At 69.8% G+C, this 16,397-nt stretch carries 15 protein-coding genes; 7 read left to right on the plus strand and 8 right to left on the minus strand.

All coding sequences use genetic code 11. The features are described from left to right. The first annotated feature begins 123 nt into the window (after nt 1–123). From CEK66_RS14230 to hda, 3 genes are read left to right on the plus strand one after another with little or no spacing between them, the layout of a single operon-like run. A complete protein-coding gene (locus CEK66_RS14230; RefSeq protein WP_152237353.1) occupies nt 124–1,227 on the plus strand; it encodes a DUF2066 domain-containing protein in 1,104 nt (367 codons plus the stop codon). Continuing rightward, complete coding sequence (locus CEK66_RS14235) at nt 1,224–2,393, plus strand: AI-2E family transporter (RefSeq protein WP_017915780.1); 1,170 nt, start codon at nt 1,224–1,226, stop codon at nt 2,391–2,393. The genes CEK66_RS14230 and CEK66_RS14235 overlap by 4 nt, the downstream gene beginning before the upstream one ends. Further along, entirely contained in the window at nt 2,390–3,109 is a 720-nt protein-coding gene (gene hda, locus CEK66_RS14240; RefSeq protein WP_152237354.1) for a DnaA regulatory inactivator Hda, read from the plus strand. Before CEK66_RS14235 ends, hda begins: the two co-directional genes overlap by 4 nt. Nucleotides 3,110–3,280: 171 nt before the next feature. Here the strand turns inward: hda and murU are convergent, their stop codons facing one another. The 4 genes from murU to CEK66_RS14260 form a co-directional block, all read right to left on the minus strand. Next, complete coding sequence (gene murU, locus CEK66_RS14245; RefSeq protein WP_152237355.1) at nt 3,281–4,012, minus strand: N-acetylmuramate alpha-1-phosphate uridylyltransferase MurU; 732 nt, start codon at nt 4,010–4,012, stop codon at nt 3,281–3,283. Next, the gene (locus tag CEK66_RS14250) at nt 4,009–5,037 is read right to left on the minus strand and encodes a phosphotransferase (RefSeq protein ID WP_152237356.1); all 1,029 of its coding nucleotides are present in this window, start codon (nt 5,035–5,037) and stop codon (nt 4,009–4,011) included. The genes murU and CEK66_RS14250 overlap by 4 nt, the downstream gene beginning before the upstream one ends. A gap of 73 nt (nt 5,038–5,110) precedes the next feature. After that, nucleotides 5,111–5,380 carry a GlsB/YeaQ/YmgE family stress response membrane protein gene (locus CEK66_RS14255; RefSeq protein ID WP_010344083.1) on the minus strand — a complete coding sequence of 90 codons (270 nt, stop codon included), beginning with the start codon at nt 5,378–5,380 and terminating at the stop codon, nt 5,111–5,113. A gap of 260 nt (nt 5,381–5,640) precedes the next feature. Further along, on the minus strand, nt 5,641–7,131 hold the full coding sequence (locus CEK66_RS14260; RefSeq protein WP_017909202.1) for a M20 family metallopeptidase: 1,491 nt from the start codon (nt 7,129–7,131) through the stop codon (nt 5,641–5,643). Between the two features lie 204 nt (nt 7,132–7,335). On the opposite strand from CEK66_RS14260, the gene CEK66_RS14265 reads away from it, so the two are divergent. The 3 genes from CEK66_RS14265 (at nt 7,336) to CEK66_RS14275 (ending at nt 9,333) form a co-directional block, all read left to right on the plus strand. Next, on the plus strand, nt 7,336–7,668 hold the full coding sequence (locus tag CEK66_RS14265; RefSeq protein ID WP_017909203.1) for a ComEA family DNA-binding protein: 333 nt from the start codon (nt 7,336–7,338) through the stop codon (nt 7,666–7,668). A 231-nt stretch (nt 7,669–7,899) separates the two neighbouring features. Next, complete coding sequence (locus CEK66_RS14270; RefSeq protein WP_152237357.1) at nt 7,900–8,508, plus strand: HutD family protein; 609 nt, start codon at nt 7,900–7,902, stop codon at nt 8,506–8,508. A gap of 132 nt (nt 8,509–8,640) precedes the next feature. Continuing rightward, nucleotides 8,641–9,333 (plus strand): response regulator transcription factor, encoded by a 693-nt coding sequence (locus CEK66_RS14275; protein ID WP_017913796.1) that lies wholly within the window; start codon nt 8,641–8,643, stop codon nt 9,331–9,333. A gap of 165 nt (nt 9,334–9,498) precedes the next feature. Here the strand turns inward: CEK66_RS14275 and CEK66_RS14280 are convergent, their stop codons facing one another. The 4 genes from CEK66_RS14280 to CEK66_RS14295 form a co-directional block, all read right to left on the minus strand. Beyond that, a complete protein-coding gene (locus tag CEK66_RS14280) occupies nt 9,499–10,419 on the minus strand; it encodes an FAD:protein FMN transferase (RefSeq protein WP_152237381.1) in 921 nt (306 codons plus the stop codon). A 169-nt stretch (nt 10,420–10,588) separates the two neighbouring features. After that, entirely contained in the window at nt 10,589–11,281 is a 693-nt protein-coding gene (locus CEK66_RS14285; protein ID WP_152237358.1) for a Fe2+-dependent dioxygenase, read from the minus strand. A 63-nt stretch (nt 11,282–11,344) separates the two neighbouring features. Continuing rightward, nucleotides 11,345–13,639 carry a catecholate siderophore receptor Fiu gene (locus tag CEK66_RS14290; RefSeq protein ID WP_152237359.1) on the minus strand — a complete coding sequence of 765 codons (2,295 nt, stop codon included), beginning with the start codon at nt 13,637–13,639 and terminating at the stop codon, nt 11,345–11,347. 639 nt (nt 13,640–14,278) lie between these two features. After that, nucleotides 14,279–15,775 (minus strand): aminotransferase class III-fold pyridoxal phosphate-dependent enzyme, encoded by a 1,497-nt coding sequence (locus CEK66_RS14295; RefSeq protein WP_152237360.1) that lies wholly within the window; start codon nt 15,773–15,775, stop codon nt 14,279–14,281. 127 nt (nt 15,776–15,902) lie between these two features. Between CEK66_RS14295 and CEK66_RS14300 the strand changes: the two genes are divergently transcribed. Beyond that, the gene (locus CEK66_RS14300) at nt 15,903–16,334 is read left to right on the plus strand and encodes an Lrp/AsnC family transcriptional regulator (RefSeq protein ID WP_017909210.1); all 432 of its coding nucleotides are present in this window, start codon (nt 15,903–15,905) and stop codon (nt 16,332–16,334) included. Nucleotides 16,335–16,397: the final 63 nt, after the last annotated feature.

Genomic DNA, 16,397 nt, shown 5'->3' on the forward strand with positions numbered 1-16,397 from the left:
GGCTGGGAAGTGGTCACGGGCGGCGGGGTCGGCGGAAAGGCGGCGATTTTAACAGGCCGCATTGGCGCTAGGCCCGCATTCGGGCAACAATTCGCCCCGGATACGCCGAGTACTGGACCCTTCATGCGCCGCAGCCTTGCCTTCCTCCTGTCTTTCGCGCTGTGCCTGCCCGCCGCGACCGCCCTGGCCCAGGCCGAGCTGCGCACCGAGGGCGACGTGGCCGGCGCCACCGGCCCCTACGATGCCGAGGTGCCGGTCAACAGCCAGAGCGAGGCCGACCGCAACGGTGCCCTGTCCCGCGCGCTCGGCGTGGTGCTGGGCAAGATCTCCGGCGACAAGGGGGTGATGTCGCGGCCCGGGGTGACCCAGGCGCTGCGCAACGCCAAGAACCTGGTCGACACCTTCGACTACCGCCAGGACCAGGGCACCTCGCCGAGCGGTGCGCCCACCTTCCGCACCATCCTGGTGGCGCGCTTCCGCCCGCAGGACGTGGACGGCCTGGCCGCGGCGCTGGGCCTGCCGGTGTGGCCGCAGCCGCGGCCCAAGCCGGTGGTGTGGCTGGCCATCGACGACGGCAGCGGCCCGCGCCTGGTCGGCGTGCAGCAGTCCAACGCCGCGCGCAGCCTGCTCGACCGCGCGATCGAGCGTGGCTTCCGCCTCGGCCTGCCCACCGGCAACGCCGCCGAGCAGGCCCTGGCCGGCGCGATCTGGCGCCAGGACACCGCGGCGGTGGCCAGCGCCTCGTCGCGCTACAGCCCGCCGATGCAACTGATCGGCAAGCTGTACCGCGGCAAGGCCGGCGGCTGGACCGCGGACTGGACCTTCGTCGATAGCGGCAAGGTGCTGTCGACCTGGTCGTCCAGCGACGCCGACGCGCGCCGCGCCATGGCCAGCGGTGCCGACGGCGCCGCCGATGCCCTGGTCAAGCGTTATGCCAAGGCGGTCAGCGCCGGCCCGGCCGGGATCTATCGGGTGGTGATCACCGGCATCCGCAGCGCCGACGATTACCTGCGCGCCTCCGCCGCGCTGCAGAACGCCTCGGTGGTGCGGCGCATCGTGCCGGTCCGCGCCAACGGCGATCGCCTGGAACTGGATCTGGATCTGCTCAGCGGCGTGTCCGGCCTGAACCGCATGCTCGGCCCGGACGCCGCGCTGCAGCCGGTGGTCGCGCCGGTCGACGGTCCGGTGATCCTCAACAGCGAGCCGACGGAGTACCGCCTGAAATGACGCTGTCGCCCGAAGCCGAGATCGCGCTGTTCCTGCGCCGCCTGAAATGGACGGCGGTGATCGTCGGCGTGCTGTGGGTGGTGTGGCTGCTGGCGCCGATCCTGACCCCGTTCGTGCTGGCGCTGCTGCTCGGCTGGCTCGGCGACCCGCTGGTGGACCGCCTGGAGCGCGCCGGGCGCTCGCGCAACATGGCGGTGACCCTGGTGTTCGTGCTGATGGTGCTGCTGCTGGTGCTGGCGCTGGTGATCCTGGTGCCGATGCTGGAGCGGCAGATCGTCACCTTCATCGACGTGCTGCCGCAGGCGCGCGACTGGTTCATCGGCACCGCGATCCCGTGGGCCGAGCGGAAGACCGGGCTGGAGCTGATGGGCTGGCTGGATCCGGAGCGGCTGATCGACTGGATCCGCGGGCACTGGCAGCAGGCCGGCGGCGTCGCCGCGACCTTCTTCGGCTACCTGTCGCGCTCGGGCTTCGCGATGGTGACCTGGGTGGTCAACCTGGTGCTGCTGCCGATCCTGACCTTCTACTTCCTGCGCGACTGGGACCTGCTGGTCGCGCGCGTGGCCGCCACCATCCCGCGCAACCACGTCGGCACCATCACCCGCCTGGCGCAGCAGTCCAACGAGGTGCTGGGCGCGTTCATCCGCGGCCAGTTCCTGGTGATGCTGGCGCTGGGCGTGATCTACGCCGGCGGCCTGACCCTGGTCGGGCTCAAGCTCGGCCTGTTGATCGGCATCGTCGCCGGCCTGATCAGCTTCATCCCGTACCTGGGCGCGACCACCGGCATCCTGCTGGCGGTGCTGGCCGCACTGGTGCAGGCCAAGGGCTTCGACCTGCAGTTGCTGATCCTGGTCGGCGTGGTGTTCACCGTCGGCCAGTTGCTGGAAAGCTACGTGCTGACCCCGCGCATCGTCGGCGACAAGATCGGCCTGCATCCGGTGGCGGTGATCTTCGCGGTGATGGCCGGCGGCCAGCTGTTCGGTTTCCTCGGCATGCTGCTGGCGCTGCCGGTGGCGGCGGTGGCCAACGTGCTGCTGCACTACCTGCACGAGCAGTACCGGCAGAGCGACCTGTACGCGGGCGAGAAGTCGGCGATCCTGCTGGATACGGTCACCGAGCGCACCACCATCATCGAACTGCCGCCGCGCAGCCCCGACCAGCCGTGAGCGTGCCGCAACTGCCGCTGGCACTGCGCTATCCGCCGGAGCAGCGCCTGGATCGCTATCTGGGCGCGCCGGACGGGCTGCTGGCGCAGCTGCAGGCGGTCGCCGACGGCGCCGCCGACGACTGGGTGTACCTGTCCGGCCCCGCCGGTACCGGCAAGACCCATCTGGCCCTGGCGCTGTGCGCGGCCACCGAACAGGCCGGGCGCAGCGCCGCCTACCTGCCGCTGCAGGCCGCCGCCGGCCGCCTGCGCGATGCGTTGGAAGCATTGGAGGGCCGCGATCTGGTCGCCCTCGACGGCCTGGAAGCGATCGCCGGGCAGCGCGAGGACGAAGTGGCGCTGTTCGATTTCCACAACCGTGCGCGCAGCGCCGGGGTGACCCTGCTGTACACCGCGCAGGCGATGCCCGACGGCCTGGCGCTCAGCCTGCCGGATCTGCGCTCGCGGCTGTCGCAGTGCACCCGCATCGCCTTGGCGCCACTGGACGACGCCGGCCGCGCCGCGGTGCTACGCGAGCGCGCCCAGCGCCGCGGCCTGGTGCTGGAGGATGCGGCGATCGATTGGCTGCTGACCCACGCCGGCCGCGACCTGGCCGGCCTGATCGGCCTGCTGGAGCGCCTGGACCGCGAATCGCTGGCGGCGCAGCGGCGGGTGACGGTGCCGTTTTTGCGGAGGCTGGGAATCGGGAATGGGGAATCGGGAATGGGTAAAAGCTGAAGCGCGAGGACTGAAGCAGTACGTAGAAGCCAGAAGAACAAAAAGTAGCTTGCAATCGATGCACTGGTTGCCGCTGCAGACAAAGATGGTTGCGGGGGCAGGATTTGAACCTACGACCTATGATGGGCGACGACGTATGCCGTGGTTGAGGCTGCCGAAGCTCGCGGGAAATCAGCTTTTCCCGATTCCCGATTCCCGTTTCCTCATTCCCAGCCCCTCATCCAACTCCGCCAGCCGCTGCGGCGTCCCCACGTCGGTCCAGCGGCCAGGGTGGTGCAGGCCGTGCAGCTGGCCTCGTTCGGCCTGCGCACGCAGCAGCGGCACCACCGAGAAGCGGGGCGGCACGCCCGGCGCGGTCGGCGCCGGGGCGGCGATGGTCTGCCAGTCGCGCAGCAGGGCGGGGCGGTACATGCCGATGCCGGCGTAGGTGAGCAGCGGGTCGCCGGCGTTGTGCACGTGCCCGTCCTCCTGCAGGGCGAAATCGCCGTGCGCCGCATAGGCCGGCGGATCCACCAGCACCAGTTGCGCCAGGCCCGGCGGTTCGGGCGCCAGTCGGGCGAAATCGAAGTCGGTCCAGATGTCGCCGTTGACCAGCAGGAACGGCGCCTCGCCGAGCAGCGGCAGCGCGTGCAGCATGCCGCCGCCGGTTTCCAGCGGGGTGGCGCCTTCGTAGGAATAGGCGATGCGCAGCCCGAACGCGCTGCCGTCGCCGAGCGTCTGCGGGAACTGTTCGGCCAGCCACGAGGTGTTGATCACCACCTCGCGCACCCCCAGCGCGGCGAGCTTGCGCAGGTGCCAGACGATCAGCGGCGTGCCACCCACCGCCAGCAGCGGCTTGGGCGTGTGCGCGGTCAACGGACGCATGCGCTCGCCGAGGCCGGCGGCGAAGATCAGCGCCTTCATGCGCCGGCCGCCGCGCGCTGCGCCAGGGCCGGCTTGATCCGCGTCTGCAGCAGTTGCGCCAGCGGCTGCAGGCTGGGGTGCCGCGGCAATGCCTCGTCGAGGTAGGCGATGAAGCGCGGCACGTTGTCCAGGTACCAGGCCTTGCCGTCGCGGTAGTTCAGCCGCGCGAAGATGCCCAGGTTCTTCAGGTGGCGCTGCACGCCCATCCACTCGGCGTCGCGCAGGAATTGCGCCAGCGGCGGCACCGGAATCCCGGCCTGCAGCGCACGCGCGTGATAGCTGGCGAGCCAGGCGTCGACCTGCGCCAAAGGCCAGCTGACCGTGGTGTCCTTGAACAGGCTGACCGGGTCGTAGGCCACCGGTCCGGTCACGCAGTCCTGGAAATCCAGCACGGCGGGACCGTCGGCCGCCGGCATCAGGTTGCGCGGCATGAAGTCGCGATGCACCAGCACCTGCGGCTGGGTCAGCGCGTTGTCCATGAGCTGGCGCTGCACGCCGTGCAGGGCCGCGCGTTCGTCGGCATCCAGGGTGATGCCCAGGTGGCGTTGCAGGAACCACTCCTCGAACAGGCCCGCGTCGCGTTGCAGCAGCGCCTCGCCGAACACGCCCATGCCCGGCGGCGGCGCGATCGCCTGCAGCCGCAGCAGCTGGCCGAGCGCGGCGTCGAAGTGCGCGTCCGCCGTGTTCGTGTCCAGGCTCTGCGCCAGGGTCGGTTGGCCCAGGTCTTCCAGCAGCAGGAAGCCGGCCTCCGCGTCCTGCGCCAGGATCGTCGGCACCCGCACGCCGCCGCCGTGCAGCAGCGCGTGCATGCGCAGCCACGGCCGCACGTCTTCCAGGTCCGGCGGCGAATCCATCACGATGCGGCTGACGCCCGGGCCATGGCTGCGCCAGTAGCTGCGCTGGCCGGCGTCCACCGAGGCGCGCTGCAGCGTCGCCTGTGCGTCGTCCAGGGCCGTGCGCGCCCAGGCCAGGCGTTGCGCGGCGCGTGCCGCAAGGACATCGGGAACCATCGGGCTGGCGCTCATCGGCAGGCTGCGGCGGAAACGAGCCGCACAGCGTAAACGGGCGCCGCCGCCGTGGCGAGCGGCGCGCCGTGCCTCAGCGCTTGCTGGAGAACAGCCGCAACAAGGCGAGCAGGGCGATGGCGCCGAGCAGCGCACCGAGGAAGCCCGCCGGCTCGCCACGGCTGTACCAGCCCATGTAGTGGCCGAACCAGCCGGCCAGCAGCGCGCCGGCGATACCCAGCAACACCGTGAACAGACAGCCGGAGCGTCCGCTGCTGGGGCCGAGGAAACGCGCCAGCAGGCCGACCACGAAGCCCACCAGGATGATGTAGAGCCAGCTGTCGCTGCCGAACAGAGTGTGCATGGAGAGCGTTCCGAGCGCGGAGGGGGATCAGCGTCGGATCGTGCCAGATCGACTGTGATGGCGTCGATGCTTGGATGCGCGGCGCAGGCGGCACGCCCATGGAAGGCGGCCGCCCGCGCTGCACCGATGACACCATCGGAAAGGCGCCGCTTCGGAGCCGACGCCTCTCCCGCCGCAAGCAGGGGACGGATCAGTCACTCAGGAAACAGGCTTCGCCAATCCCGACTCCCGCCATCCCGACTCCCGCCATCCCGGCCCCATCAACAGCACCCATGCCCACCATGCTGCTCGCCGCCGGCCACCGCCGCGCTGCCGGTGGTCTCGCCGCGCAGGCTGGCGGCATGGTGGGCGGCGATCACCCGCGACACGCAGGCGGTGACCCGCTTGCCCATCGGGATGTGCAGGAACTCGTTCGGGCCGTGCGCGTTGGAATGCGGGCCGAGCACGCCGGTGATCATGAACTGCGCACCGGGGAACTTCTCGCCGAGCATGCCCATGAACGGGATCGAGCCGCCTTCGCCCATGTACATCGCCGGCTTGCCGAACGCCGCCTGCGAGGCCGCTTCGATCGCGTCGGTCAGCCACGGCGACTGCGCCGGTGCGTTCCATCCGGAGGAGGACTTCTCCAGCGCCAGCGACACCTCGGCGCCGTACGGCGGATCGCGCAGCAGCACGTCCTTGAGCAGTTCGCCGGCGTGCTTGCCGTCCAGTGTCGGCGGCAGGCGCAGCGACAGCTTCACCGCGGTCTCGGGGCGCAGCACATTGCCGGCCGAGGCCAGCGGCGGCAGGCCGTCGGCACCGGTCACCGACAGCGCCGGGCGCCAGGTGCGGTTGAGCACCAGCTCGGACAGGTCCTCGTGCATCGGCCGCATGCCGGGCAGGAACGGGAACTTGCTGTAGACCTCGTCGCCCAGCACCTCGGCGACCTTGCGCGCCTGCGCCAGCCGCTCCTCGGGGATGTCGGCGTACAGGCCGTCGACCTTGATCTTGCCGGTGGCTTCGTCCTCCAGCCGCGACAGCAGGTCGCGCAGCACGCGGAAGCTCGACGGCACCACGCCGGAGGCGTCGCCCGAATGCACGCCTTCGCTGAGCACCTTGACGCTGAAGTTGCCGCCGGCCAGGCCGCGCAGCGAGGTCGTGCACCACAGTTGTTCGTAGTTGCCGCAGCCCGAATCCAGGCACACCACCAGCGACGGCTTGCCGATCCGTGCCGCCAGATGGTCCACGTAGGCGGGCAGGTCGTAGCTGCCCGATTCCTCGCAGGCCTCGATCAGCACCACGCAACGCGCGTGCGGGATGCCCTGGTCCTGCAGCGCCTGGATCGCCGCCAGCGAACCGAACAGGGCGTAGCCGTCGTCGGCGCCGCCGCGGCCGTACAGGCGGTCGCCCTTGAGCACCGGCGTCCATGGGCCCAGGTCGGCGTCCCAGCCGGTCATTTCCGGCTGCTTGTCCAGGTGCCCGTACAGCAGCACGGTGTCCTCGCCGGTGGCGTCGCTGCTGGCCGGCACCTCCAGGTAGATCAACGGGGTGCGGCCTTCCAGTTGCACCACCTCCACCTGCAGGCCGGGGATCGCCTGCGCGCGCGCCCAGCGCTCCATCAGCGCCACCGCATCGGCCATGTAGCCATGCGCGACCCAATCGGCGTCGAACATCGGCGATTTGTTGGGGATGCGGATGTAATCGACCAGTTGCGGGACGATGTCGTCATCCCACTTTTCGCTCAGGAAACGGTCGATCTTGGCACTGTCCATGAAAAGCTCCGAAGTGATTGCACACGTGTGCAGCCATTCTACGCCCCGGTGCCCGTGTAGGGTTTTTCCTACACGGCGACGCGCCGTTTACCTGCTGTTTGTGACGCGTTCCGACGATAGGCTGTACCCATGTGGCGAGCGATGCTGACAACGCCGGCAGGAAAGGCCGGCGAAGTCCCCATCCAAGTCACAAGGAGCGTTGCCATGCAGTCTTTTATCGTGGTCCTGAAGTCGCTGGTCGTTGCCCTGATGCTGTCCGGTTCCGCGCTCGCCGCGGACAAGGTCAACATCAACTCTGCTGGAGCGGAGGAAATCGACCAGGTGTTGGTGAACGTGGGGGCCTCCAAGGCCCAGGCGATCGTCGACTACCGGCAGGCGCACGGACCTTTCAAGAGCGCCGAGGAACTGGCACTGGTGAAAGGCATCGGACTCAAGACGGTCGAGCGGAACCGCGACCGGATCGATGTGGGCGCCACGAAGGCACCCGCACCGACAGCCGCCAAGCAGGCAGCTGCCAAGCCGGTGGAAAGGCGTTAAAGGGATTTGCAACGAAAGGATAGGGCCGGCGCTGGACGCGCGGCCGCAGCCTCACTGAGCAGGATGCGAAGGGGGAAGGCAGGAAGCCGACAGGGAGGTACATCGTCGCCCGGCGTTGCACAGTGACGTGCAGCCGGGCGATGTTTTTTTTGGGCGCCATGGCGCCTCTTGCGTCGCATATTCGGGCTGGCCAAGGACAGGCCCCTTGCCCTGATCGTGCAGAATGCGCGCATGGACTGGTGCACGCTGCCCGCGCGGGTGATCCCCGCCAATGAGTATCGCCGCGAACGCTGGCGCAACGGCCTGGGCTGGACCCGGGAGATCCTGCGACTGCCGGCCGCCGGCGATGACTGGGTGCTGCGCCTGTCCATCGCCGAGATCGAGCAGGATGCCGCCTTTTCGCCTTTCCCCGGGATCGACCGCGAACTGGTCCTGCTGCGCGGCAACGGCGTGCGCCTGCGTTTCGACGACGGCGAGGAACAGGTGCTGCAGGATCCTTGCGCGCGTCTGCGCTTCGCCGGCGAGCGGCCGCTGCGTGGCGAGTTGCTGGACGGGCCGACCCACGATTTCAACCTCATGTGGCGACGCGACCGGCTGCGCACGCAACTGCTGCACCGGCCGCTGGTCGGGCCGATGCTGTTCTTCGCCGAACCCGGTGTCGCCTGGGCCGTTCATCTTCTGGCAGGGCAAGCGCAGTTCGATGCGGCCAGCGGACTGCCGCCATTGGCGGCCGGCGACAGCGCCTGGTTGGCCGCCGATGCCAGGCGCCGCTTTGCTTTGAGCGGGGGCGGGGAGGTGTTGGCGATGCGCATCGAGGCCCTGCCGACGCCGGCGGACTGAGCCCGCTGCACCACGCGCGCGGCTCTTGCAGCGTCGACGCCGACCGCGTCCAATGCGCGAACGCGGCCATCCGGGCCGTACAGCGGAAGCCGACAGGTGCTCTCGGACAACAGGTGGTTGGCGAAAATTCTGGTGGCGGACGCGGACGCGGTCTTGCGCGACCGGATTCGCGATTACCTGGCGTGTTTCAACCTGCAGGCCCACGACGCCGACAGTGCGCCGCACCTGCAGGCGCAACTGGCGGCCGGGCATTACGACGCGGTGGTGCTCGATGCCGGCCTCGACGGTGCCGAGGGCCTGCGCTTGTGCCGGCAACTGCGCGACCGCGGCGACATCGCCATCGTGATGATGGCCGACCGCGCCGAGCCGGTGGACCGGGTGATCGGGTTGGATCTGGGTGCGGACGACTTCCTGGTGCGGCCGCCCGACCTGCGCGAACTGGTGGCGCGGCTCAACGCGGTGCTGCGTCGGGTGCGCGCGACCCAGCCGCCGGCAGCGGCGCATGGCGGCTGGCAGGTCGATGCCGCGCGGCACCAGGCGGTGGCGCCGGACGGGCGGACGATCCCGCTGTCGCCCGGCGAATTGCGGCTGATGGCGGTGTTCCTGGAGCAGCCGGGCGAGGTGCTCACGCGTGAGACGCTGCGCACCGCGCTGGGCGACGGCGAGGCCAGCATGCCTGCGGGCAGCCGCGGCATCGATCTGCAGGTCTCGCGGCTGCGCCAGAAGCTCGGCGACGACCCGCTGGTGCCGCAATGGATCCGCACGGTACGCGGCAAGGGCTATGTGTTCGAGCTGCAGCGCATGGGGTTGCCGGCGTCGCGCTGATGGCGCGACGGCGTGGCGTTCCTGGCGTCGCCGCGGCCGAAGCCGCAACCGTAGCAGTGGCGGTCGGGTCGCGGCGCGTTGTCCGGAACACGCCGGCGCCAGGTCTCGCGCGGTGCCCTGGTGTTCTCCCGGCCGCGGCTCATCCAGCAGCGTGCCGCGCTCAGCTCAGCCCCGTGCTAACGCCGCGAAGCCGCTGCTGAGCCGTTCCTGCACTGCGCCGTCCTGGCGCACCAGGAAGCGCACCGCCAGTCCTTCGCGCTCGGCGCAGGCCAGCCCGGCCTCCACACCGAGCACGCTCAGGGCAGTGGCCCAGGCATCGGCACGCATGGCATCGGCGGCCACCACCGTCACCGCGGCCAGCGTCGCGGCGATCGGTCGGCCGCGACGCGGATCCAGCAGGTGTCCATAGCGTCGTCCGTCCTGTTCGAAGTGGTGCCAGCGGTCGCCGGAGGTGGCCACCGCCAGGCCGTCGACCGCGAGCGCGCGCGGCGATGCGTCGCCATGCACCTGCTCGTCCGCAGCGGCCTCGATCAACACCCGCCACGGTTGCGCGTCCGGCTTGCGACCGTAGCCATAGAGATCGCCGCCGACCTCGACCAGTGCGCTTTCCACGCCATGCGCACGCAGCGCCGTCGCTGCCAGGTCGACGCCGTAGCCCTTGGCGATCGCCGACAGATCCAGATGCAGCCCGCCCGGCTGGTGCCAGCGGCCCGCGTCGTCGACGGTCAGCCGGCGCCAGTCGCCCGCGGCGCGGGCCTGTTGCAGTGCGGCGGGCTCCGGCACCCGCCGATCTCCGGCGGTGGCGCCGAAACCCCACGCGCCGACCACGGCGCCGATCGTGGGATCGAAGGCGCCGCCGCTGCGATGCGCCACTTCCAGCGCGCAGCGCAGCACCGTGTCGAACGCGGCGGGCAAGGCGTGCCAGGTATCGGCGTCGGCGCGGTTGTAGCGGCTGAGATCCGATTGCGCGTCCCACGTGCTCATCTGCGCGACGACCAGATCGAGCTGCGCCTGGATCGCATCGCGCAATGCGTGTAGGTCGCTGCGTTGGGGCGGCAGCAGCCTGGCGCTCCAGCGCGTGCCCATGCTGCTGCCGTGCAGCGTGGCGATGCCGGCGCTGGCGCGGACTGCGGTCGGTGAAGCGGGGCGACTCACGCGTCGACCCAGTGCGACCGTACAACGGCAGCGCGCAGGTGCCCTACGCTGCGCGACTGTGTGCCGGCGGCATGTTCGGCGTTCCGGTCGCCACGCCCGCTCATGTCTCCGACCAGTCGCGCAGCAGGTTGTGGTAGACGTTGGTCAGGCGCAGCAGCGCCGCCGCGTCCGCGCCGCTGGCGGTCAGCGCCTGGATCGCGGTGTCCAGGTCGAACAGGGTCTGCCGCCGGCCGGCGTCGCGCACCAGGCTCTGCACCCAGAAGAACGAAGCCAGCCGCGCGCCGCGCGTCACCGGCGCGACCCGATGCAGGCTGCTGGACGGATACAGGATCAGGTCGCCGGCGGGCAGCTTGACCTCGTGTTCGCCGTAGGTGTCGTGGATCAGCAGTTCGCCGCCGTCGTACTCCTCCGGCGCACTCAGGAACAGGGTGCAGGACAGGTCGCTGCGCACGGTCAGCGCCGGCTGCGCGGCGGTGGCGGTCTGGGTCATCACGGCGCCGTCGACGTGCAGGCCGTAGCTGCCGCCGCCGCTGTAGCGGTTGAAGCGCGGCGGGATGGTGCGCAGCGGCAGCGCCGCGGCGAAGTACAGCGGGCTGCGCGCCAGCGCGCTCAACACCGCCTGGCCGAGCTCCTGCTTCAGCGGCGAGGCGTCGGCCAGTTGCAGGTTGCGCTTGACCTGCGCGCCCTGCGCGCCGACGGTTTCGCGGCCGTCCACCCAGTCGGCGGTCTCCAGTGCCTCGCGAAACCGCGCGACTTCAGTGGCGGTGAGGATGTCGGGAATGTGCAGCAGCATGCGGCGCTCCGGCGGTGGACGCCCAGGATAGGGCGTCCACTGCGCGTTGGCAGGCGCGGTCGGTCAGAACCGGACCTCGGCGGTCAGCAGCACCGAGCGCGGCGCGCCGGGCGTGTAGCGGAAGCCGCTCTTGTTGATCGCGGCGACATAGTCCTTGTCGAACAGGTTGTAGGCGTTCAGGCGCAGCGCCACGTGGTCGTTGACTGGATAGCTCAGCACCGCATCCCACACGGTGTACGACTTCACGAACGCCGGCGTGCCGACCGCGCCGTCGCGGCCGCGCTTCATCTCGCCCGAGTAGCGCACGCCGCCGCCGACGGTCAGCCCGAACGGCAGGGTGTAGGTGGTCCAGGCGGTGAACGCGCTGTCCGGCGTGTAGGCCAGATCCTGGCTGCCGTCCTGCGAGACGGTCGTGCCTTGACGCACCCGCGCATCCAGCTTGGTGTAGCCGCTGGACAGCGACCAGCGCTCGGTCAGCTTGCCCACCGCCGACAGTTCGATGCCCTGCACGCGCTTCGCGCCGCTCTGGTAGTACAGCCCGTCGCTGCCCTGCACGATCTCGTTGTTCACGTCGGTACGGAAAAGCGCCAGCGTCGCGAACAGCGCGTCGTCGAGGAAGTTCCATTTCGTGCCGACCTCGGCGGTCTTGGCCTTCTGCGGATCGAAGCGCGGATTGTTGGCGTTGTTGGCCGAGGCGCTCAGTTCCAGCGTGCTGCCGCCGGGCGGCTGCTGCGAGGTGGCGAAGTTGGCGTATACGCTCACGTCCTCGTTGGCCTTGTAGACCGCGCCGAGCTTCCAGCTGAACAGCGTGTCGGCGATGTCGGTGTCCAGGCCGACCACGGTGGTGCAGGGCGCGGCGGTGGAGGTGGCGGAACTGCACACCAGGCTGTCGAAGTCGGTCTTGTAGCGATCCGCGCGCACTCCGGCCGTGACCAGGAAGCTGTCGCCGAACTTCAGCGTGTCGAAGGCATAGGCCGAGTAGGTGGTGGTGGTGCCATGGCTGCGCGCGCCGTTGCGCGCGGTGCGCAGCGGCGTGGTGTTCAAGTCCGGCGCATACAGGTTGGCCGGATTGGCCGCCAGCCAGGCGGCGCGGTCGACGATGTTGTGGCCCCAGCTGCGCAGTTCCTCGCGGGAGGCTTCCACGCCGGTGCTGAGGTTGTGCTGCACTGCGCCGGTGGCGAAGTCCACGCGCAGGTTCAACTGGTCGGCGAGGGTGGTGTACTGCTGGTCCTTGAAGGTCGGCAGGCTGCGCAGCATTGTCCAGGTCGCAGGATCCGCCGGATTCGGCGTGCGCAGGTTGGCGGCGTTGGGCATGAACGCGAACAGCAGGTAGTCCTGCTCGTTGCGGCCCCAGCGCGCGGTATTGGTCAGCTTGACCGTGTCGGACACGTCGTGCTCGATGCGGAAGGTGGCCATCTTCGCGGTCACGTCGTCGTGGTCGTCGCGGGTGCCGTAGAAGTTGCTGCTGTCCACGCGCGCCGCGCCGCCGAGCCACGGCCGTGCGGGGTCGGGCGAGCTGTAGCCGGGCAGGCCGATCGTCGGCACGCCGCCGTCGGGCACGTTGTCCTGCTTCACGTACAGCAGGTCGAGCAGGTAGCGCGTGTCGGTGCCCAGGCCGAACGCCAGCGACGAGGCCAGGCCCCAGCGCTTGTTGACGACATGGTCGCGGCCGATGGCGTCGCTGTCCTGGCCCATCACGTTCAACCGCAGCGCGCTGCTGGCGCCCAGCGCCTGGTTCCAGTCCGCGGTCGCGCGGCGCTGGCCATGGTCGCCGCCGGACAGCGTGGCGCTGCTGGCGTTGTCCAGGTGCGCCTGCTTGCTGACCAGGTTGATCGCGCCGGTCGGCGCGCTGCGGCCGTTGTCGGTGCTGGCCGGGCCTTTCTCGACCTCGATCTGCTCGATGTTGAACACGTCGCGCGAGATCGAGCCGAGGTCGCGCAACCCGTCGACGAAGATGCTGCTGGAACTGTCGAAGCCGCGCATGTAGATCGCATCGCCGGTGCTGGTGTTGCCGTTCTCGCCGACATAGAACGTGCCCACGCCCGGGCTGTTGCGCAGCGCTTCGGTGAGAGTGGTGGCGCCCTGTTCGTTGAACAGGTCCTTGCCGATGATGTTGAGGGTCTGCGGGGTGTCGATCAGCGGCTGGGTGAACTTCGGCGAGTCCGGCACTTCCACCAGGTAGCGCTTGGCGCGCTGGGCCTGCACGTCGACCTTGTCCAGCGTGGTGGGCTGGTCGCCGGTGTCCGCATGCGCGGGGGAAAGCAGGCTCAGCCCACCGAGCAGCACGGCGGTGGTGAGGGTCGGCGCGGCGGCCTGGCGGGTCACGGTGTGTTTGCGGCGCTTGATCGGGGAGGTCATGGGCGGTTCGGTTTGCAGGAGGGACGGCACCCCGATCGCGGACAGCGGCCGTCCCCCAGTGGGAGCGGCCGCGGCGGCGAGATCGGGCGGCTGGGCGAAACGGTGTCTGCCGCGCATGCGATGCAGGCAGTGCATTCATTTTCCATGCAAATGCGAATTGTTTGCAATCTCTTTGTCATCGGTGCCGGTCCGCCGCGGTTCGGATAGCCGGACTCGCCAGAAAATGCGGACCATCGACCGAGGCGCGCAATCGGCCAAAGGACCCGGCACTGAGTGGTTTGGGGCCCGTCCGTGCGGGCGCGCGACGCCAGCGCCGACCAGACGGGCGCTGCGGGTAGGTGGAAGTCCGAACTAGGGGCGGTAGAGAGGCGCGCCGGTGTCAGGCAGCCGATGCTGCCCGGAGATGGCGTGGTACCGACGGCGCAGGGTCGCTGCCGGATCGTCGCACCAGGTGCGTTTCAACGTATGCCGAAGGAGCGGGTGGTGCAGTGCCAGATTGCGTGTCGCCATGAGCGTCGCCAGTGTCGGCGGACCACGAAGCCAGGCCGATACTCGCCCTCTGTGCAAGGGCGGCACGCGCCAATGCTGTCGGGATTGGCCGCTTGCGGCGCCGTCCTGCGGCACCGCAAGCAGCGGGGTTCAGGCCGCCGCGGCCTGTGCCACGCGCGGGCCTTCGCGCAGGGCGCGGCCGATCAGCCCGACCAGCAGATCCAATTCCTGGCTGTCCATCGCGAAGTGCGGGGTGAAGCGCAGCGAGTTCTCGCCGCCGTGGATCACGTTGACGCCGTGCTGGCGCAGCCACTCCTCGGTGGAGCCGGCGCCGTAGCATTTGTACTGCGGGGCCAGCGCGCAGGAGAACAGCAGGCCGGTGCCCTGCACCTGGGTGATGGCGCCGCCGAGTTCGGCCTTGAGCTTCTCCAGCTTCTGCACCGCCTCGGCGCCGCGCTCGCGGATGTTGGCGCGCACCTGCGGGGTCAGCTGCGCCAGGGTCGCGGTGGCGACGTCGAGCGCGCGCGGGTTGCTGGTCATGGTGTTGCCGTAAGTGCCCTTGCGGTACACCTGCGCCGCGTGCTCGGTCACTGCCAGCACCGACAGCGGGTACTGCGCGGCGTTGAGCGCCTTCGAATAGGTTTCCAGGTCCGGCGGGTCGAGCTGCTCGAAGCCGGGATAGTCCACCACCGACAGCACGCCGTGCGCGCGCAGGCCGGCCTGGATCGAGTCGACCAGCAGCAGGCTGCCGTGGGTGCGGGTCAGTTCGCGCGCGGCGGCATAGAACGCCGGCGGCAGCGCGCGGCCGGGGTCGCCTTCGCCCATCACCGGCTCCAGGAACACCGCCTCGATGAACCAGCCGTGCTGCTCGGCCTCGGCGAAGGCGCGGCGCAGCGCGTCCACGTCGTAGGGCGCGATGGCGATCAGCCCATCGTCGCCGCGGTAGCTGGCCAGGTGCTGCAGATAGGTCTTGCGGCTGGAGTCGGAGTACATGCCGGGCCGGTCGGTGCGGCCGTGGAAGCTGCCCTTGACCACCAGGCGCTTGATCCTGGCGCCGGCGTGGCGTGCGCCCGGATCGGTCTGCAGCTTGGCGTTGATGTCGACGATGCGTGCGGCCAGGCCCACCGATTCGGAACCGGAATTGAGGCACATGAAGCGGGCGTACGGACAGCCGCCGCGACGGTGGCCGATCTCCGCACGCAGCGCGCGTTCGAAGCGCAGCTGCGACAGGTTGGGGGTCATCACGTTGGCCATCACCTGCGGCCGCGCCATCGCCTCCAGCACCGCCTCCGGGGTGTGGCCGAAGCCGAGCATGCCGTAGCCGCCGGCGTCGTACAGCACGGCGCCCTTCAGCGTGACCACCCACGGGCCGCGCGCGCTCAACGCCACGTACGGGGTCACCGCGTCGTCGGCGTAGAAATTGACGAACCCGGCCTGCAGGCGGCGGATCTGCTCGGTCTCGTCGAGGTCGAGCAGGTCGCCGAACTCCGCGGCGATGCGCGCGTAGTCCGCACCGGCCGCGTCGATCGCCGCGCGCAGCGACGGATGCGAGGCCGCCAGGCGCGCGATGCTGGCGTCGTCCAGGCCCTGGGTCAGGCGATCGCCGGCGTGGGCACGGAGCGGGGCGAGGGGGCCGAGTACGGTCATGGAGATCTCCTGAAGGCGGGCTGTCTGGCGACGATCCTTTCTATTATCGGGACAGGATCGTCGAATGGCAGCGTGAATCCGTGCAGGAATTGACGCATTTTCGTCGATTCGACGAAAATCGGTGGTCATGAAGATCACCGCCTCCGACGATGCCCTGCTGTCGCTGCTGCGCGAGGACGCGCGCGCCTCCACCGCCCAGATCGCCCGTCGCCTGGGCGTGTCGCGGACCACCGTGCAGAGCCGGATCGAGCGCCTGGAGCGCGAGGGCGTGATCTGCGGCTATACCGTGCGCACCCGCGACGACTACGAACAGGGCCATATCCGCGCGCACATCCTGATCACCGTGCTGCCGAAGAAGATGACCTCGGTGGTCAAGGCACTGCGCGAGATCGATGCGGTGCGCGTGCTGCATTCGGTCAGCGGCTCCTTCGACCTGATCGCGCTCGGCGTGGTACCGGGCGTCAACGACATGGACGAACTGACCGACCGCATCGGCGCGCTGGACGGGGTGGAGCGCACTACCTCGTCGATCATTCTGTCCACAAAATTCGAGCGCTGAAGCGCCGGGATTCGGAATTGGGGATTCGCAAGAGCGGGATCCCGCTTCTGCTTCAACGAATCC

It is taken from the genome of Xanthomonas sp. LMG 12460 (assembly GCF_009192895.1).
Lineage (GTDB): Bacteria > Pseudomonadota > Gammaproteobacteria > Xanthomonadales > Xanthomonadaceae > Xanthomonas_A > Xanthomonas_A sontii.